Source organism: Litorihabitans aurantiacus (assembly GCF_030161595.1).
GTDB classification, from domain to species: Bacteria; Actinomycetota; Actinomycetes; order Actinomycetales; family Beutenbergiaceae; genus Litorihabitans; species Litorihabitans aurantiacus.
In genome coordinates this window covers 3316026-3334830 of the sequence record NZ_BSUM01000001.1, presented here as the reverse complement: position 1 = coordinate 3334830, position 18805 = coordinate 3316026, and the positions used below count along the sequence as shown (strand labels likewise).

The following is an 18805-nucleotide window of genomic DNA, read 5'->3' as shown; positions in this document are numbered from 1 at the left end:
TCACGTCAAGCCCCGACGCGATTCGAGGCTGAACCGTCACCAGGCGCCACCGCGATGCCCTACGCTGGGCGACACTTTCGAAGGAAGGTTCTCCGTGGCTCAGGGTCGTCCCACGATCGCCGCCATCGCCCGCGAGGTCGGCGTCTCCGTCCCCACCGTCTCCAAGGTGCTGAACGGCCGGCTCGACGTCGCCCCCGCCACGCGCACCCGCGTCGAGGAGGCGCTCGCCCGGCACCGCTACCGCAAGCCGGTGGCGGGCACCCCCGGCGGTGGCGGTCCCCGCCTGCTCGACCTCGTCTTCCACGAGGCCGAGAACCTGTGGGCGCAGGAGATCATCTCCGGCGTCGAGCACGTCTGCGGGCAGCAGCGGATCGGCGTCGTGCTCTCGGAGCTCGGTGGATCGCACCGCCCGCCGCAGGAGTGGATCGACGACGTGATGGCCCGCCGGCCGCTCGGGGTGCTGCTCGTCCTCTCGAGCCTCGACGAGACCCAGCGCCACCAGCTCAGCTCGCGCTCGATCCCGTTCGTCGTGCTCGACACGCAGGGCGAGCCGCCCCCGGCGTACCGACCGTCGGGTCCAACAACTGGAACGGCGGTCTCGCCGCCACGCGGCACCTCGTGGGCCTCGGTCACCGGCGGATCGCCGTCGTCTCGGGCCCGGAGGACGTGCTGTGCTCGCGCGCCCGCGTCGACGGCTACCGCTCCGCGCACGACGAGGTGCGGCTGCCCCGCGACCCCTCGCTGGTGCGGTGGGGCGACTTCGACGCCGACGGCGGCTACCTCCACGGCCGCGAGCTGCTGAGCCGCCCCGACCGCCCGACCGCGATCTTCGCGGGTTCGGACTACCAGGCCCTCGGCGTGATGCGCGCCGCGCGCGAGCTCGGGCTGCGCATCCCCGAGGACCTCTCGGTCGTGGGCTACGACAACCTGTCGATCTCGCGGTGGTTCGACCCGGCCATCACCACCGTGAACCAGCCGCTGCGCGAGATGGCCGCGCTCGCGACGCAGATGCTGCTCACCCTCTCCGACGGCGGAGTGCCGGCGTCGACGCGCGTGGAGCTCGGCACCGAGCTCGTCGTGCGCTCCTCGACCGCGCCGCCGGCCACCCCCTGACCCCGCCGGCCCCCTGACTCGTCCGACGCCGGATCCGCCCACCCCAGGAGCACCGATGCCCCACCCGCCCCGCGCGACGCCGTCGTCCCGCGGCGTCCCCGAGCGCGCGCTGCTGGACCTGGTCGAGGACCTCTCTGCCGGAGGGCTCGACCCGCACGCGCTCGTCGTCGTGCGCCACGGCGACGTCGTGCTCGATACCGCGTGGCGCCCGTGGTCGGGTGACCATCCGGCCCTCGTCTACTCGGCCTCCAAGACGGTCACCGCGCTCGCGATCGGCCTGCTGGCCGACGACGGCCTCCTCGGTCTCGACGACGCCGTCGGCCCGCACCTCGGCGTCGCCGACCCCCACCACCTGACCGTGCGGCAGCTCCTCGGCATGCGCACGGGCCACGACCGCGAGCAGACCCTGGCGATGCCGCTCACGGTGGCGGCGCTCCTGGGTACGCCGCCCCGGCACGCCCCCGGTCACGTCGCCTACAGCTCCCCCGCCTCGCTCGTGCTCTCCGCGCTCGTCACGCGCCTGACCGGTGAGCGGCTCGGCGACGTCGCCGGGCCGCGGATCCTGGCGCCGCTCGGGATCGGGCCGCGGTGGTGGCGCCCGGCCGGCGACCTCGACCAGGGCTACTCGGGTCTGCACCTCACCGCGGGCGACCTCGCGCGCCTCACGCTGCTGCTCGCCCGGGGCGGGGTGTGGCACGGGCGTCAGGTCGTCCCGGCGTGGTTCGTCCGCGAGATGACCGACGACGTCGCCCCGGTGGTGGGCGAGAGCGCCGCCGACTGGTCGCGCGGCTACGGGCTCCACGTGTGGCGCAGCACGCACGGGTTCCGGCTCGACGGCGCCTACGGCCAGCTCGGCGTCGCCGTGCCGGAACGCGGCCTCGTCGTCGCGATCCTCGGCGCGAGCACCGACGTGGAGCGCACGCTCGCGGCGTGCTGGCGCCTCCTGGGTACGCTCGCCGACCACCCGCTCGAGCCCGACGACGACGCCGCCCGCGCGCTCGCGGAACGGACGTCGTCGCTCGACTCGTGGGACGCGCGGGACGCGCTCGCGGCGGGGGACGCCGTCGACCTCGACGCGCTCGGTAGCTGGACGCTGCGCGAGGCCGCCGAGGGCGACGGGTGGCTGCTCAGCCTCGGCGACGCGGCGGGACCGGCCGTGCCGGTGCCCGCCCACGGCTGGCACCACGCGGTGCTGCCGCGCGGCGACGACGTGCTCGTCCTCGCCGCGCGCGGCGAGCGGCTGCCCGACGGCGGCGTCCGCGCGCACGTCGTCGTCCCCACCTCCCCGCACCGGCTGATCCTGCACCGCGACCCCGCCGGCGCCCTGACCGCGCACTGGCACACCACCCCGCTGTGGGACGCCTCGCCGTCCGCGCTGACCGTGCCGCCGGAGCTCGCACGTCCAGCGCCCGTCCTGCCCTGAGCGCATCCGCTCCCGAACCCCTGACCCACCTCACCCCTCCCCGACCGCACGCCCCCGGAGCCATGACACCCGACACCGCCGTCACCCCGTCCCGCCCCTCCCGGAAGACCATCGCGACCACCCCCTCCCCCGCCCCGTTCGCCTCACCGCACCCGGCGTGGCTGCCCGACGCCGCGCTCGACCTCGTCCGCACCGGCACCGTCGCGGTGCTGGGCACCGGTCGCGCCGACACGATCCGCGCGGAGCTCGACGGCGCCCCCGTCGCCCCGCCCGACCGCGCCGACCTCGTGGTGGCGGTGCGCGACGCCGTCGCGACCGCCGCCGAGCTCGGGCTGGCGGGTGACCTGACGCAGCCGCCGGCGCACGGCTACGCCGTCGTCCGCGAGGCCGGGCGCACCGTGGTGCTCGGGGCGGACGACGTCGCCGCGCTGCACGGGTTCTGGGCGGTGGTGCGCGAGCGCGCCGTGGCGCGGCTGCGTGGCGGCGACGCGGACGCCCGCGGTGGCGCCGCGGACGCCGTCACGACCTCGGCACCGCTGCAGCCGATACGCGTGCTGGACCACTGGGACAACGTGGCCGTGCACCCGGTGATGGGGCAGGTCGAGCGCGGCTACGCGGGCGGCTCGATCTTCTACGCCGCGGGCGAGGTGCGCGCCGACCTCTCCCGCGTCCGCGCCTACGCGCGGCTCCTGGCGGCCACCGGCGTCGACGACGTGTGCATCAACAACGTCAACGTGCACGCGCGCGAGGCGCAGCTGCTGACCGACGACCTCGACGGCGTCGCCCGCATCGCGGCCGAGCTGCGCGCGCACGGGATCACGACCCACCTGGCGGTCTCGTTCGGCGCGCCCGTGCTGCTCGGGGACCTCGACACGGCCGATCCGCTGGACCCCGCCGTCGCCGCGTGGTGGGCGGACGCCGTCGCGCGCGTGTACGCGGCGGTCCCCGACTTCGGGGGCTTCGTGGTCAAGGCCGACTCCGAGGGGCAGCCGGGGCCGTTCGCCTACGGTCGCACGCACGCCGACGGCGCGAACCTCCTCGCCCGCGCGCTCGCCCCGCACGGCGGGACGCTGGTGTGGCGTGCGTTCGTCTACGACCACCACCAGGACTGGCGCGACCGCCGCACCGACCGGGCGCGGGCCGCGCACGACCACTTCACACCGCTCGACGGCGAATTCGAGCCGAACGTCGTGCTCCAGGTCAAGCACGGGCCCCTCGACTTCCAGGTGCGCGAGCCGGTCTCACCCGTGCTCGCGGCGATGCCGCGCACGCGGGTCGCGCTCGAGCTGCAGGTGACGCAGGAGTACACGGGGCAGCAGCGGCACGTGTGCTGGCTCGGGCCCTGGTGGGAGGAGATCCTGGGCTTCCGGCTCGACGGCGCGCGCACGGTCGCGCAGATCGTCGCCGGGCAGGACGGGAGCAACCCCGCGGGCGGCGTCGCCGCGGTCTCCAACGTGGGTGCGGACGAGTTCTGGACCGGCCACCCGCTCGCCCAGGCGAACCTGTACGCGTTCGGTCGCCTCGCGTGGGACCCGACCCTGGCCGCGACCGACGTGCTGGACGAGTGGATCGCGCTGACCTTCGCGGCGGCCGACGACGCCGCGCTGCGCCGCCTGCGCGACGTGCTGCACCGCGTGATGGACGACTCCTGGCGCCGGTACGAGGGCTACACGGCGCCGCTGGGGGTGTGCTTCATGGTCAACCCGGGCGACCACTACGGTCCGGCGGTCGACGGGTACGAGTACTCGCCGTGGGGCACCTACCACTTCGCCGACCGCGACGGCATCGGCGTCGACCGGACGCGCGCGAGCGGCACGGGCTACACGGGCCAGTACCCGGCGCCCTGGCGCGACGTGTACGAGTCGGTGGAGACCTGCCCGGACGAGCTGCTGCTGTTCTTCCACCACGTGCCCTACGGCCACGTGCTGCACTCGGGAGCCACCGTGATCCAGCACGTGTACGACTCGCGCGCCGACGCCGTCGAGCAGCTCACCGAGGTGGAGGAGGCGTGGTCGTCGCTGTCCGACCTGGTCGGCGGTGCGCTGCCCGCCGCGTTCGACGCGCGGGTGCGCGAGCGCCTCGCCGAGCAGCGTCGCAGCGCCGTGGAGTGGCGCGACCAGGTGCGCAGCGCGTTCTTCCGCCGCTCCGGGGTGCCGGACGCGAGCGGGCGGACGATCTACTGAGGCGACGACGCCGGTGCGCACCCCTGATCGGGTGCGCACCGGCGTCGTCGTGCCGGCTCCTGTGTCGACCCGGTGTCAGCTCGCGCCGTGCACCGCCCGGTGCAGGAACGCGGCCATCGCGTCGCGCGCGACGGGCGCGAGCGGCGCGTAGTAGGCCCGCCCGTCGTTGCCGGCCCAGCCCTGCGCGATGCCGGACTGCTGCATCCAGGTGATCTCCGCGTAGAACTGCGTGGCCGGGGTCACGTCCGCGAACGGCGACGTCGTGGGCACCGCGACGTCGGGCGAACCGGCCTCGCGGTGCAGGAAGGCCGCCATCGCGTCACGCGCGATCGGCTCGAGCGGTCGGAACGACGCCGTGCCGTCGCCGTTGTCCCACCCGGTGGAGATGCCCTCCTGCGCCAGCCACACGATCTCCTCGTAGAACTGGTTGTCGGGCGCCACGTCGGTGAACGGAGAGATCGCGGGGAGCTCGACGTCGGGCGAGCCGGCCTTGCGGTACAGGAACGCCGCCATCGCGTCGCGGTTGATGTCGGCGAGCGGGCGGTAGGAGGCGGTGCCGTCCCCGTTGTCCCACCCGGTCGCGATCCCGGCGTCCACCAGCCACGCGATCTCGGTGTGGAACTGGTTGTACCGGTCGACGTCGCTGAGCAGATCGCTCGGCGACGGCTCCGGGCGCAGCAGCGTGACGCGGTCGATCTCGAGCGTGCCGGCCTCGTGGCGCAGGCTCAGGGTCGGCGCCCAGCCCTCGGCCTCCTCGACCGACATCTTCGGGTAGACGTTCGTGGCCGAGAGCCGGCTCCACTCGCCGTCCTTCTCGATCCAGGAGCTCAGCTCGCCGTCGCGCATCACGGCAGCCATCCGGTCGCCGCTCTCCCAGCGCACGCTCTGGTCGCCGACGCCGGAGCCGTAGCCCCAGCCGCTGACCTGCACGTCGAAGTTCGTCGCGCCCCGGTTGTGGTTGTACCAGCTGTGCGTGCGGCTGGCCGGACCGTTCGTGAGACCGAGGAACAGGCTGTTCTCGCCGGTGGTGCCCGGCAGGAAGGTCTCCGGCTCGACGATCAGCGCGAACTCCTGACCGGCCGCGGTCGGGAGCGCGAGCTGCGTCCAGGCGCGTCCCGCGGAGGTCGAGGTGAGCAGGCCGCGGTCGGTGTCGACGCCGAGCTCCGAGACGGACTCCGTCTGGCCGCCGTAGACCGTGTACTCCGCGAGGCGGTCGGCGCTGAAGTCGTCGTCGAACACGACCTCGCCCCACGTCTCGTCGTCGAACTCCGTCAGCGGGGCCGGTGCGGCCGGGAACGGCAGCGGGTCCGGCGTCGCGGGGATCGTGGAGGGGTCGGGCGCCGGGGTGCCCGGGAGGTGGATCGTGACCTCGTCGACCACGGTGCGGCGGGCGGTCTCGTAGGTGGTGACGGTCATGGCGTCGTCGCGCACCTGGATGTGGGAGAAGCTCGGCGTGTACTCCTGCCAGCGGCGCTCGATGTAGTCGTAGCCGTTCGGGTCGGCGTCGGCGATCTGCTGGGCCGGGCGCGGGTTGTAGTACTTGCTGCCCGAGGAGGAGTTCGCCGTCACGTAGACCGTCTGCCCCTCCTGCGGGTAGACCTCGTCCGTGCCGGGCCAGTCGATCGGCTCGCGGCCCTGGAGGACCTTCGTGCGGGCGTAGGAGTGGTCGTGGCCCGAGAGCACGACGTCGACGCCGAGCTCGGAGAACGCGGGCGCCAGGTTGTTGCGCATCGTGACGACCTGCTGGTTGGTCGAGTGGTTGGCGACCGAGAACAGCGAGTGGTGGAGCGTGGCGACGTGCCAGCGGGCGCGGTCGCCCTGCTCGGCCATCGTCTTGCGCACGAACTCCACGTGCGTGGGCCAGGAGGAGGTGTCGTAGAGCGTGTTGGAGTTGAGGTTCATCACCAGGGTGTCGTCGTAGATGAACCAGCTGTTGCCGTTGGAGTGGCCGGAGTTGCCGTCGTTGCCGTAGCTCTCGTCGACGTTGGGGTCGAAGAACTGCTGGCGGTAGGCCGGCGTGAAGTTGTCGTGGTTGCCGATCACGGTCGTCAGCGGGGTCTCGCGCAGGTTGTCCGGCGCGAGGAAGTGGCGGTACTCCTCGGAGTTCGTGTGGCTCTCGACCTGGTCGCCGACCGAGTGGATGAATTCGGCGTCCGGGAACATCTCCTGCGCGACGTCGAGCGTGCGCTGCCAGCCGCGGCCGTCCGACTCGCGATTGCCCGAGGCGCCGATCTGCGCGTCACCCATGAGCAGGAAGTCGAAGCCGTCGTCGCTCGCGAACGTGCGCAGCGTGGCGACGTCGGAGAAGTCGCCCTCGTTCGCGTCACCCGTGCCCACGCGGTAGACGTAGCTGCGCTCGGGCTCGAGGCCGTCGATGACGGCGTGGTGGTAGTGGCGGCCGTCCCAGGCGGGGCCGGACGCGACGGTGGCGCTGGTGCTGGCCGCCGCGAGGGGGAACTCCTCGCCGGTCATGGCCTCGGCGGGCGCCCACTGCACGACGCCGTCGCCCGCCCGCTCGGTCATCCACGCGACGTTGCGCTGCGTGTCGTCCGAGCCGAGCTGGAGCTTGAGGTCGGTGACGGGGTTCGGCGCGTCGGGGTCCGGGGCCGCGACGGCCTCGAGCGAGCGCAGGTCCAGGTAGATGTCGGAGCTGCCGGCGTTCGTGTTGTGCAGCGCGACGGCGATGGTGTTCTCGCCCTCGACGAACTGCTCGGCGTCGATCGAGAACGTCTCCTCGCGCGGAGCGGAGTCGTTGCCGCCGACGTACTGCATGTTGGTGGCGGCGCCGGTGTCGAAGCGGTCGTCCCGGCCGCCCCAGACGTACTCGCCGTTGAGGAAGACGCGCACGGCGTCGTCGTAGGCGATGTCGGCGGTGAAGGAGCCGACGCCGTCGAGGTCGTCCGCGTCCAGGTCGACCTGGGTGCGCAGGAAGAACGTCTCGACGTTCGTGGTCGTGCCGGGCTTGTACTGCTCGAGCTTGGTGGCGACGCCGAAGCGGCCGTGGATCGGGTTCTCGTGGACGTTGCGCATGGCGCCGAACGCGCCGGTGGCGCTCTTCCACGCCGCGTCGTCGAAGTCGGGCGCGGCCCAGGCGTCGAGGTCGCCGCCCGTGGCCGGGTCGACACCGGTATCGAGGTAGGACCAGACCGTCCCCGCGTCCACGACGCGGTCCCCGGGCTGGAGCTGGGCGGCGGCGGGGACACCCGCCGTGAGGATCCCGCATCCGAGGGCGACGGCGAGCGCCGCGCCCCCGATCGTGCGACTGCTCTGCGTTGCATGCGTGCGTCTCTCCAGGTCAGGTGGTGGGCGCACCGCCCCGGCCCCCACCGACGCGCGTGCTGGCGCCCGCCGCGCGGACGCCCGGAGCCATCCCACCGGGCCTGCATGACGCGGCCACGAATCGGCGGTGGCGCGGAGGTGAACATGTCGGGCCGCTCGCCCGACTCGCGGGGCGGTGTCCGGCGTCAGGGGACGTCGCGCGTGTCGGGTTCGCGCGCCGTCGCGGGAGCGACACCCTCGAGCAGCGTCAGCAGCTCGGGCAGCCGCCGCGCCGTGTTCCACCGGCTCTCGTGGCCCACGACGATCCAGTCCGCGTCGCCCAGCACCTCGACCCCGTCACCCGCCGCGCGGACCAGGTCGCGGCGCACGCCTCCGAGCTCGGCCTCGCCGAGCGCCGGCTCGCACCGCAGCGCCGCCCAGGTCAGGTAGCGCGGCCGGTGGTCGGTGCGGGTGCCGTGCTCCTGCGAGGTCACCTGGGCCACCCGGTGCACCCGGGTGCCCATCGCGACACGGCGGCCTCCGGCGTCACCCGAAACGACGTCGCGGTGCACGCCCGTGGCGGCTCGCGCCGTCGCGACCGCCCCCGGCACCTCGGTCGGCTCCGCCGCCATCCGGAAGGTCAGCGCGTTGCGGCTCGCGAACAGCTCCATCCGCGCGTGCCGCTCCCACCGTCGCGCGCGCCGCAGCGGCCCCGCCGACACCGCCGTACCCAGCAGAGCCACCAGCAGCACGGTCCCCACCACCGCCGGCAGGACGAGCCCGGGCTCCGTCAGCGCCACCACCACGCCCACGATGACCCCGGGGACACCCGCGACGACGGCGATCGTGCCCACCGTCGCCGTGACGCTCCGACCGCCGGCCCCCGCGGCGTTCGCCGGTCCGGTGCCGTGCAGGCCCTGCGCCGCCTCGCTCCGCACGCGCTCGACCTCGGCGGACGGGACGCGGTCGCGCAGCGGCCGGAGATCCAGACCCATCGTCATCAGAGGGCGTCCTGCGGCCCGCGCTCGCGCTCCAGCGCCGCCGCGGCCCGGCCGAGGTGGATGAGCAGCTCGGGCAGCCGGTCCAGCGGGTCCTTCTTGTGCTCCACCGACACCACGACCCAGGAGTCCTTGATGCGGGCGCGCACCTGACCGAGGTCGCCGATCTCGCGCCGGGCGACGCCCTGCTGGCGCGGCGTGATCTCGTGCACCGGGCGGAGCGCTGCCCAGACGAGGTGGTGCGGCACGTCGATCGAGTACGAGCCCTCGTTCGTCGAGCGCCGCTCGCTCACCTGGCGCACGCGCGTGCCCACCACGAGGTGACCCGCCTCGTCGACGCGCGTGACGACGTCGTGGTGGACGACCTTCGGCGAGCTCCCCTTCCCCTCGAGGATCGACGGCGGCACCTCCTCGCCGCTCGCCACCAGGCGCAGCGTCATGCCGTTGGCGCGCGCGAACGCGGCCATCGTCGCGTGCCGGCGCCACCGGCGGGCCCGCTGCACGGACGTACCGAGGAAGATGCCGCCGGCTACCAGGACCACGAAGAACAGTCCCACCCAGATGCTCATCGAGAAGAGGTCGGGGTCGGCGAACGCGATGACGAGCGAGGTGAGAGCGAAGACGCCGCCGACGATCGCCGCCGCCGCGAGGGCGTTCGAGCGCGCCTTGCCGTGCACCTCGACCGCGCCGTCCTGCCCGGGTCCGAAGGTCCCGGCGGCGGCGTCGCGCCGCACCTGCGCGATCTCCTGGCGGGTGGGGCGGCGCCGCAGCGGCTCGACGTCGAGGTTCAGGGCCATCCCGCCACCGTAGGTCGCCGCCGCGCCCCGCGGGTGATCCCGGTCCGCAGCCGACCCCGTCGCGCCGCGCGCGTCGCACCCGCGACCTAGGCTGGTCGGATGCACGCCCCCATCGAGCTCGTCGGCCTCGTCGGCCGGCACGCGTTCGACGCCGGGAGCGCCTACGCCCGCCAGCACCGGGCGGTGGTGCGCCGGCACGACGAGCAGGCGCACGTCGTCGTCGGTTCCGTGGACGGCAGCGGCCGCAACGTCTACACCGCCACCACCTACTACGGCCTGACGCGGAACGGCACGATCAGCTCCTTCGACGGCCGCTGCTCCTGCCCCGTGCAGACCGACTGCAAGCACACCGTCGCGCTCCTGGTCACGGCGCTGGAGCAGGAGCGGGCGGCGGCGGCGCGCACCGTCGAGGTGGGGCGCTGGCGCTCGCAGCTCGAGGGGATCTTCCCCGACCTCGGCGAGCAGGAGTGGTCGCCCCTCGCGCTCGCCCTGCAGTTCGTCCCGCCGCCCGACCACACCTCCGACCCCCGCGGGCGGGGTGGTCTCGGCGGCTACCGCGCGGCCCACGAGGGCTCGCTCGAGGCCCGCGCGATGCGCCTGGGCAAGCGGGGCCAGTGGATCGCGACCGGCGCCGAGTGGCACGCCGTCACCCGCAACGGGATCCCCGACGCCGATCCGGCGCAGCTCGAGGCGCTCACCGCCCTCGTCCGGCTCCACCAGGCGTCGGACACCTACGCCTACGGCGTGCCGACCTGGCTCGCGCTGCAGGCCGTGCCGAGCCGGGCGCTGTGGCCGGTGCTGCGCGACGTCGTCGCCTCCGGGGTGCAGCTGCTCGAGCCCGACGGCGAGCACGCGGCCCTCTCCGACGACACGGCGTCCGCCGCGGTCACCGTGACCTCGGCCGAGCCGGACGCCCCACCGATGTCCGACGCGTCCGACACGTCCGACGCGAGCGACGCGAGCGACCTCGAGGTGCTCGCCACGATCGACCACCCCGTCACCCTCACGGAGACCCTCCTGCTCGGCCGCCCGGTCCACGGACTGGTGGGCCGGGACCCGCACGGCACGCTCACGCTCGTCCCCCTCGAGGCTCCCGCGACCCGCGCCTGGATCGACCTGCGCCGCGCGGGCGCCGTCCGGGTGCCCGCCGCCGAGCGCCCCCTGTTCGAGCGCACCGTGCTGCCCCGCATCCGTCGCCAGCCGTGGCACGCCGCCGGCGAGTTCGCGCCCGAGGAACCGCCCGGCCCGACGCTCGTGGTCCGCGTGCGGCTGCTGTTCACCGCGCTCGGCTCGACGCCGCGCGCGTCCGTGGAGTGCGAGTGGCGCTACGGCGCGGCCGACAACGCGTTCGCGCTCACCTTCACCCTCCCGCCGGACCCGCGCCGCCCCGACCGGGACGCCACCGCCGAGAACGTCCTGCTGCACCGCGCGGCGGCCGCGATGGCCGCCGTCCCCACCCTCCTGACCCGCGACGGGCTGCCGCTGGAGGAGATGGTCGTGACCGGCCACTCCGTCGTCGCCCTCGTCGAGGACGTCATCCCGGCGCTGCTGCAGGTCGAGGGGATCGAGGTCGACCTGCCCGACGAGGACCTGCCGACGTTCCGCGATCTCGGGGAGCCGGAGATCGCCGTCGACGTCGTGGGGACGAACCGCGACTGGTTCGACCTCGAGGTGCGGCTGCGCCTGACCGACCGCGACGTGCCGGTCGGGCACGTCATCACCGCGCTCGCGCGACGCGAGCAGACCCTGTTCCTCGAGGACGGCGGGTACATCTCGCTCGAGCGACCCGAGCTCGACCAGCTGCGCGCGCTGCTCGAGGAGGGCCGCGCGCTGCAGGACCAGCGCCGCACCGGGCTGCGCGTGAGCCGCCTCAACCTCTCGTGGTGGGAGGAGCTCCAGGCGCTCGGCGTCATCGACGCGCAGGCGAGCGAGTGGCTCGACCGGGTGCGCGCCGCGACGTCGCTGGAGGGCGACCCGCCGCCCGTCCCCGCCGGGCTGCGCGCCGAGCTGCGCCCCTACCAGCGCGCGGGCTACGAGTGGCTGGCGCGGTTGCGGCGCGCCGGTCTCGGCGGGGTCCTGGCCGACGACATGGGGCTCGGCAAGACCCTGCAGACCCTCGCGATGATCCTGGATGCGAAGGACTCCGGGGCGCTCACCGCCCCGGTACCGGGCGGCGCGAGCGACGGCGACGCCGCGACACCCCGGCACCGCCCCTTCGTCGTCGTCGCCCCCACGTCCGTCGTGCCGAACTGGGCCGCGGAGGCGGCGCGATTCGCGCCCGACCTGCGCGTCGCCGTCGTGACCGCGACGGGGCGCAAGCGGCGCGAGAGCATCGCCGAGCTCGCAGCGCAGGCCGACGTGATCGTGACGAGCTACGCGCTGTTCCGGCTCGAGCACGAGGAGTACGAGGTGTTGACGCCCGCGGGGCTCGTGCTCGACGAGGCGCAGAACATCAAGAACCGCACCTCGCGCGGGTTCGCGCTGGCGAAGACGCTGCCGGCGGACGTGAAGTTCGTCGTCACCGGCACCCCGATGGAGAACAACCTCGCCGAGCTGTGGGCGATGTTCGCGATCGCCGCGCCGGGGCTGCTGGGCACGCCGCAGCAGTTCACCGAGGTCTACTCCGCCCCGATCGAGCGCGGCAACGGCGTCGAGCTCGGGCTGTTCGCGCGCCTGCGCACCCGGATCGCCCCGTTCCTGCTGCGGCGCACGAAGGAGGAGGTGACGCCGGACCTGCCGCTCAAGCAGGAGCAGGTCCTCACCGTCACGCTCGACCCCGCCCACCGGAAGATCTACGCGCGCCACCTCGGCCGCGAGCGCCAGCGCGTGCTCGGGCTGGTGAAGGACATGGAGCGCAACCGCGTCGAGGTGCTGAGCGCGCTGACCCGCCTGCGCCAGCTCGCGATCGACGCGTCGCTGGTCGACGAGGAGTACGACGGCGTGCCCTCCTCGAAGCTCGACGTGCTGATGCCCCTGCTCACCGAGGCGGCCGCCGAGGGGCACCGCGCGCTCGTGTTCAGCCAGTTCACGCGCTACCTCGGCAAGATCGCGGCGCGCCTCGACGCCGAGGGCATCCCCTACGCCTACCTCGACGGCTCGACGACGAGGCGCGCCGCCGTCATCCGCGGCTTCGCCGAGGGCACCGCCCCGGTGTTCCTCATCAGCCTCAAGGCGGGCGGCGTCGGCCTGAACCTGGCGATGGCCGACTACTGCATCCTGGCCGACCCGTGGTGGAACCCTGCCGCCGAGGCACAGGCGGTCGACCGGGCGCACCGGATCGGTCAGACGCGGCCGGTGATGGTCTACCGGATGGTCGCGCAGGACACGATCGAGGAGAAGGTCATGGCGCTGCAGGAGAGCAAGCGGGCGCTCGTGGCCGGTGTGCTCGGCGGGGGCGCGGCCGACGGCGACGCCGGTGGCGCCGCCCCGCGTCGTCTCGACGCCGACGACGTCCGGGCGCTCCTGGACTGAGACGCGCCCGCCGTCGACCGGCCGTCAGCGCGACGGCGACGCCACGGACTGCCGCTCCACCAGCGTCGCGGGCACGAGCTCGACCCCGGACGTGCGGCGGCCCCGCTCGATCTGCTCCACGAGGTGGCGGACGCTGCGCCGCCCGACCTCCGCGAAGTCCTGCCGGACGGTCGTCAGGGGCGGCAGGAAGTTGTCGGCGCCCGCGACGTCGTCGAACCCGACGACCGAGACGTCCTGCGGGACGCGCCGACCGCGCTCGTGGAGCGCCCGCACGACGCCGAGGGCCATCTCGTCGTTCGAGGCGTACACCGCCGTGACGCTCGGATCCTCGGCGATCCGCGCACCCGCGAGGTAGCCCGACGACGCCGTCCAGTCTCCGTCGACGACGGCGGGGACGTCGCGCCCGCGCTCGAGCAGGACCGAGCGCCACCCCTCCTCGCGGCGGTCGGCCGACAGCGAGGCGGCGGGTCCCCTGACGTGGGTGACCGTCCGGTGGCCGTGGTCGAGCAGGTGCTCCACGAGCGTGCGCGAGGCCCCCGCTGGTCGGTGTCGACCATCCAGTGGTGCTCGTTCTCGCGGGCAGCGACGAGCACCGTCGGGTGGTCGTCGAGGACGTCGAGCGCGCCCGCGTCGAACGTCGGGGTGTCCGCGATGATGATCGCGCCGTCGATCGCCGTCTCGCGCAGACGTGCGGCGGGGTCGGCGGCCTCGAGCCCGCCGAGGCCGGGCAGCGTCACCATCGTGACGGTGTAGCCGACCGACATCGCGGCCTCGACGACACCGCTCAACGCCTTGTTCCTGCCGGTCGTGCGGACGTTCGGGGCCGTGACGCCGATGGATCGGAACGAGCCGCGCTTGAGCGCCCGGGCGGCGGCGTTCGGGCGGTAGTTCAGCGCCGCCATCGAGGCCAGGACCCGTTGACGAGTGCCCTCCGCGACGTGCCCCGTCGCGTTGGCGACGCGCGACACCGTCTGGGGCGACACCCCCGCGTGGGCGGCGATCTCCGCCATCGATACCGGCACCGTCGACGACCTCTCGCTGACTGGAGCGTCTCCCGTGACGCGCGAGCCACCGTACCCCAGCGCCTCCGGCACGAACGGGATCACCGGGGACGCCCGGGCGACCGCGGCGTCAGCGACCCGGGCCCGCGGCGTCCGCGGCTGCCACCAGCGCATCCAGGACGGCGCGCAGCGACGGCGAGTCCCCCAGGCTCCGCCGGTGCAGCGCGACGACGTCGCGCGTGGAGGCGGGCTGCGCCGTCGGGATCGCGACGAGGTCCTCCCCCAGCTCAGCGCGCCCCAGCCGCGGGACGAGCGCGACCCCGAGGCCGGCGCGCACCAGCTCGACGTGACCCGCGAACTCCATGGACTCGTGCACCACGCGCGGGGCGCCGCCGAACCCGTCGAACAGGCGCCGCAGCCACTGCCGGCAGATCGTCGCCTCGGGCGTCGCGATCCAGACCTCCTCGGCCAGGTCCGCGGGGTGCAGCTCGGCCCGCCCCGCGAGCGGGTGGTCGGCGCGCAGCACGACGTCGGCCACGTCCGTCAGCAGCGGCGTCGCCACCAGGTTCTCGGGCGTGGCGAGGGCGACGCCGCCCCACCGGTGCACGACGCCGAGGTCGCGCTGGCCCGACGCGACCATCGCGACCGTGTCCCACGGCTCGGCCTCGCTCAGCGGCACTGCCACCCCGGGGTGGCTGCGCCGCAGCCCGCCGAGCGCCGGCGCGACCAGGCCGCGCACCGCCGTCGAGAACGCCGCGAGCCGCACCTCGCCCGTGACGGCGCCGGCGGCCCGGCGCAGGTCGGTCTCGATCTGCTCGAGCTCCGCGAGCAGGCCCGACGACGCCGCGACCAGGCTCCGGCCGGCGTCGGTGAGCACGACGCCGCGGCCGACGCGCTCGAGCAGCTCCACGCCCGTGCCCCGCTCCAGGCGTTTGATCTGCTGCGAGACGGCGCTCGGGGTGAAGCCGAGCGCCGAGCCCGCCGCCGCGACACTGCCGCGGGTGGCGACGGCGCGCAGCGCGACCACCGCATCCAGATCGATCATGCACGGATGCTACCGAATCGCCGGTCGACATCGTTGCTGGTGCTGCACGGTCGCCGCGTGGTCCGCTGGGCGCGTGAACCGCCGTGACACTCTCCTCGCCGCCCTCGTCGCCACCCTGTGGGGCGTGAACTTCGTCGTCATCGACTGGGGGATGGACGGCGTCCCGCCGCTGCTGTTCGTCGCGATCCGGTTCGCGGTGGTCGCGCTCGCCGCGCTGGTCGTGCCGCGGCCCCGGACGTCGTGGCGCACGGTCGTCGGCGTGGGCGTGTTCATGTCGCTCGGGCAGTTCGGCCTGCTGTACACCTCGATCGCGGCGGGTCTGCAGCCGGGGGTCGCGGCGCTGCTGCTGCAGGCGCAGGTCGGTCTCACGGTGCTCATCGCGGCCGGCGTGCTGCGGGAGCGGCCGAGCGCTGCCCAGGTCGTCGGCGTCGTGATCGGCGCCGTCGGGCTCGCCGTGGTCGCGACGGGGCGCGGGGGCGGGGCGCCGGTCCTCGCCGTCGTGCTCTGCCTCGCGGCGGCGCTGTCGTGGGCGATCGGGAACGTGGTGGCGCGGCGCGCGACCGGGGTCGGGGGCTCTCGCTCACCGTGTGGTCGGCGCTCGTGGTGCCGCTGCCGGCGCTGGCCCTGTCGTGGGCCGTGGAGGGTGGCGGCGCGATCGCCGCCGGCCTCGCCGCGTTCGGGTGGCGCCCGGCGCTGTCCACGCTCTACACCGCGGGGCTCTGCACGCTCGTGGGGTACGCGATCTGGAACGCACTGCTGGGCCGGAACCGCTCCGCCGCCGTCGTGCCGTGGGTGCTGCTCGCGCCGGTCGTCGCGATGGCCTCGGCCGCGACGCTGCTGGGCCAGCGGCCGAACGCGGCCGAGACGGTCGGCGGTGCGGTGCTCGTGGCCGGGGTGCTCGTGACGATGCTGCGGCCACGGGGCCTCCCGCGCCGGCGGGGCGCGGCGGATCAGGTGGTCGACGGCGCGGGGTCGCCCTCGCCGTCGCCCTCCCCTCACCCGTGCAGTCACCTGCGAGGGACGTCAGGCCGGACACGATCGAGGACTCGATCCCGTCGACGGTCTCCTGACTGACGACGCCGCCGTCGCGCACCTGCTCCGCCTGCGTGATCAGCTCCCCGACCCGCGCCGAGACCTGCTCGAGCGAGGTCGAGACGCCGCCGGAGGTGGAGGTCGCCGCCGTGTCGAGGCGCCCCTGCAGCGAGGTCAGGGTGGTGATGGCGCCCTCGGGGTTCACGGTGATCTCGTCGGCCACGACCTGCACCTGGGACCCGACCTCGGTCGCGATCGGGGTGACGATCGCGCACGCGGCCTGGTCCGTGGCGTCGGAGACGGCGTCGCCGACCTGCTGGCACGCGGTCAGCGTGGCGGCGGCGAGGGCGAGCGTGGCGACGGCGAGCGCGCGGCCGGCGCGACGGCGGGTCACGCGCTCCTCCTCGCGCGGCGGGCGGGCCGGACCGTGCGCGTCACGGTGAACGTGCCGTCGTCGCCCATCACCTCGGTCGGCCCGACGATGCGGCGCAGCGCGCCGGCGTGCGCGAGCCGCGAGTTGAACACCGTCCACAGCTCGCCGCCGTCGCGCAGCACGCGGGCTGCGCCGCGCAGCATCCGGAGCGCGGCGTCGGGGGCGAGCGTGGCGCCGACGTGGAACGGCGGGTTGCACACGATCAGGTCGGCGCTGGCGTCCGGGCGGTCCTCCAGCCCGTCCTCGCGCACCACGGTGACGCGGTCGGCCAGGTGGTTCGCCTCGAGGGTCGCGGCCGTGGAGCGCACCGCGGCGTGCGAGGCGTCGGTCGCCGTGACCGCGAGGTCGGGGCGGGCCGAGGCCAGCTCGGTGGCGAGCACCCCGGTGCCGCACCCGAGGTCGAGGGCGTCGCTCGCCGTCGGGCCCATGCGGTCGAGGAAGGTGAGGAGGTAGCGCGAGCCGACGTCGACCTGCGGCCCCGCGAACGCGGCGCCGTGCGCGACGACGTGGAGGCCACGGTCGGCGTCGACGGCGCGGCGCGGGTAGGTCGGGGCGGTGGGGGCGGGCCGGGGACCGGACGCGTGCAGGACGCGCGACTTCTGGCGGCCGAGGCTCGCGGTGACCTCGGTGAACGAGCGGGCGAGGACGTCGTTCATGCCGCGCGACATGTGCTTGACGCGGCCGCCCGCGACGACGCGGACGTCGGGATGGGCGTGCGCCGCGACGAGCTGGGCGATCTCCTCGAGCGCGTCGAGGCCGCGCGGGAGCTGGAGGAGGACGACGCGGGCGCCGTCGACGAGCTCCGGGACGAGGTCGAGGCTGCGGAACGTGCCGGTCAGGCCGGCCGCGGCGGCGTTCTGCCCGAGGGCGCGCTCGCCGGTGACCATGTCCTGGTGCACACGGACGTCGCTCGCCCCGTGCAGCGCGACGGCACCGAGGGTGAGGGCGCTGTAGTGGTCGTTGATCACGACGACGGCGCCCGGCTCCGCGCCGGCGCCCGCCTCGGCCAGGAGGTCGGCGGCCTCGTCAAGGATCAGGCGGTCACTGGCGTCGACGGCGACGAGGTTGGGCGCCTCGATGTCGGGGAAACGGCGCAGCGTCTCGAGGTCCAGGGTGTCGGCGGTCATGCCCCCATCATCGCGGGTGTTCCTGGGCGGGGGCTGCGGGTGGGGGTGCTTGTGGGGCGCTGGTGGGTCAGCTACCGGGCCACTCGCCGGTCCACTTCTGGAACGTCCGTGCGCCGGCCCGGTCGATCGAGGCCTTGACCACGGCGTAGATGACGCCCTGGATCGCGGCCGCCACGAGCACCTGGCGCAGGAGGTACTCGGACTGCAGCGGGCCGGGGGCGTCCGCCCCGCTGTTCTTGGTCACCCGCTTGTAGACCTGCTTGAAGATGGCCGAGGCCACGAGCCCGCCGACCACCGAGGAGGCGATGCCGAACGGGCGGTAGAGGATCTTGGCCGACGTGCTGGCCGGCGTCTCGGGAACTGCCTGCTTCGTCATGCCACCTCACGCTAGTGCCGCGGCGGGTCGGCGTCACGGGTGGTGGTGTTCAGGTTGGGGGTGTTCGGGGTGGGGGTGTTCGGGGTGGGGACGCGGGGAACGAGCTGGAGGTTGGGCGGTGAACGATGGGCAGCAGCGAGAGTGAGCGGCTCGGCGCCGGACCCGCGTGGTCCGTGGGCGCAGCCCGGATCGACTGCTGCACCGCACGCGGTTAGCCGATCGAGCGCTGCACCACACGCGGATAACGGCCGCTATCCGCGCGTGGCGCAGCAGTCGTCGGCAGGGTCGCGACGCTGACTGTCACGTTCTGCCCGTTCTGCGCCGGTTATCCGAGCGTGACGTGACAGTCGAGTCCCTTATCCGAGCAGCACGTGAAGTCGAGGGACGGGCGCCGCCATCGAGCGTGACCTCCTGCACGGATAACGGAGCGACTGTGACCGTGTGCACGGATAGGCGCCGCTATCCGTGCACACGGTCACAGTCGATCCGGGTGGCGGGCGGCGGTCGGCGAGCGGCGAGCGGCGAGCGGCGAGCGGCGATCGGCGATC

12 protein-coding genes and 3 pseudogenes are annotated in these 18805 nt (G+C 74.4%); 7 read left to right on the top strand and 8 right to left on the bottom strand.

The features are described from left to right. Window positions 1-94: 94 nt before the first annotated feature. The 4 genes and pseudogenes from QQK22_RS18975 to QQK22_RS15870 all read left to right on the top strand — a co-directional run. A pseudogene (locus QQK22_RS18975) lies at window positions 95-184 on the top strand (LacI family DNA-binding transcriptional regulator); the annotation flags it as partial. A 134-nt stretch (window positions 185-318) separates the two neighbouring features. Next, window positions 319-1113, top strand: coding sequence for a substrate-binding domain-containing protein (locus QQK22_RS15880; RefSeq protein WP_348525612.1), 795 nt, complete (start codon window positions 319-321; stop codon window positions 1111-1113). A 55-nt stretch (window positions 1114-1168) separates the two neighbouring features. Continuing rightward, complete coding sequence (locus QQK22_RS15875; protein WP_284251953.1) at window positions 1169-2536, top strand: serine hydrolase domain-containing protein; 1368 nt, start codon at window positions 1169-1171, stop codon at window positions 2534-2536. 62 nt (window positions 2537-2598) lie between these two features. Continuing rightward, window positions 2599-4719 carry an alpha-glucuronidase gene (locus QQK22_RS15870; RefSeq protein ID WP_284251951.1) on the top strand — a complete coding sequence of 707 codons (2121 nt, stop codon included), beginning with the start codon at window positions 2599-2601 and terminating at the stop codon, window positions 4717-4719. Between the two features lie 75 nt (window positions 4720-4794). Here QQK22_RS15870 and QQK22_RS15865 read toward each other — a convergent pair whose 3' ends face one another. The 3 genes from QQK22_RS15865 to QQK22_RS15855 form a co-directional block, all read right to left on the bottom strand. Beyond that, entirely contained in the window at window positions 4795-7881 is a 3087-nt protein-coding gene (locus tag QQK22_RS15865; protein WP_284251949.1) for a fibronectin type III domain-containing protein, read from the bottom strand. A 302-nt stretch (window positions 7882-8183) separates the two neighbouring features. Further along, on the bottom strand, window positions 8184-8978 hold the full coding sequence (locus QQK22_RS15860) for a hypothetical protein (protein WP_284251947.1): 795 nt from the start codon (window positions 8976-8978) through the stop codon (window positions 8184-8186). Next, window positions 8978-9772, bottom strand: a complete 795-nt coding sequence (locus QQK22_RS15855; protein WP_284251945.1) for a hypothetical protein — start codon at window positions 9770-9772, stop codon at window positions 8978-8980. Before QQK22_RS15855 ends, QQK22_RS15860 begins: the two co-directional genes overlap by 1 nt. A 99-nt stretch (window positions 9773-9871) precedes the next feature. Here QQK22_RS15855 and QQK22_RS15850 point away from each other — a divergent pair, with 99 nt between their 5' ends. Then, a complete protein-coding gene (locus QQK22_RS15850) occupies window positions 9872-13243 on the top strand; it encodes a DEAD/DEAH box helicase (RefSeq protein ID WP_284251942.1) in 3372 nt (1123 codons plus the stop codon). A 24-nt stretch (window positions 13244-13267) separates the two neighbouring features. Here the strand turns inward: QQK22_RS15850 and QQK22_RS15845 are convergent, their stop codons facing one another. The 3 genes and pseudogenes from QQK22_RS15845 to QQK22_RS15840 all read right to left on the bottom strand — a co-directional run bounded on the left by QQK22_RS15845 (window position 13268) and on the right by QQK22_RS15840 (window position 15289). Further along, window positions 13268-13762 (bottom strand): substrate-binding domain-containing protein, encoded by a 495-nt coding sequence (locus QQK22_RS15845; RefSeq protein ID WP_284251940.1) that lies wholly within the window; start codon window positions 13760-13762, stop codon window positions 13268-13270. Between the two features lie 416 nt (window positions 13763-14178). Next, window positions 14179-14253, bottom strand: a pseudogene (locus QQK22_RS19445) (LacI family DNA-binding transcriptional regulator); the annotation flags it as partial. Window positions 14254-14374: 121 nt separating this feature from the next. Beyond that, on the bottom strand, window positions 14375-15289 hold the full coding sequence (locus tag QQK22_RS15840) for a LysR family transcriptional regulator (RefSeq protein WP_284251938.1): 915 nt from the start codon (window positions 15287-15289) through the stop codon (window positions 14375-14377). Here QQK22_RS15840 and QQK22_RS18970 point away from each other — a divergent pair. Both QQK22_RS18970 and QQK22_RS15830 read left to right on the top strand, forming a co-directional pair. Beyond that, window positions 15288-15692 (top strand): annotated as a pseudogene (locus tag QQK22_RS18970) (EamA family transporter); the annotation flags it as partial. The gene QQK22_RS15840 and the pseudogene QQK22_RS18970 sit on opposite strands and share 2 nt — an antisense overlap. A gap of 122 nt (window positions 15693-15814) precedes the next feature. Next, window positions 15815-16363 carry an EamA family transporter gene (locus tag QQK22_RS15830; protein WP_284251936.1) on the top strand — a complete coding sequence of 183 codons (549 nt, stop codon included), beginning with the start codon at window positions 15815-15817 and terminating at the stop codon, window positions 16361-16363. A 348-nt stretch (window positions 16364-16711) separates the two neighbouring features. Here QQK22_RS15830 and QQK22_RS15825 read toward each other — a convergent pair whose 3' ends face one another. After that, window positions 16712-17881, bottom strand: a complete 1170-nt coding sequence (locus QQK22_RS15825) for a class I SAM-dependent methyltransferase (protein WP_284251934.1) — start codon at window positions 17879-17881, stop codon at window positions 16712-16714. A 67-nt stretch (window positions 17882-17948) separates the two neighbouring features. After that, on the bottom strand, window positions 17949-18257 hold the full coding sequence (locus tag QQK22_RS15820; RefSeq protein WP_284251932.1) for a DUF4235 domain-containing protein: 309 nt from the start codon (window positions 18255-18257) through the stop codon (window positions 17949-17951). Window positions 18258-18805: the final 548 nt, after the last annotated feature.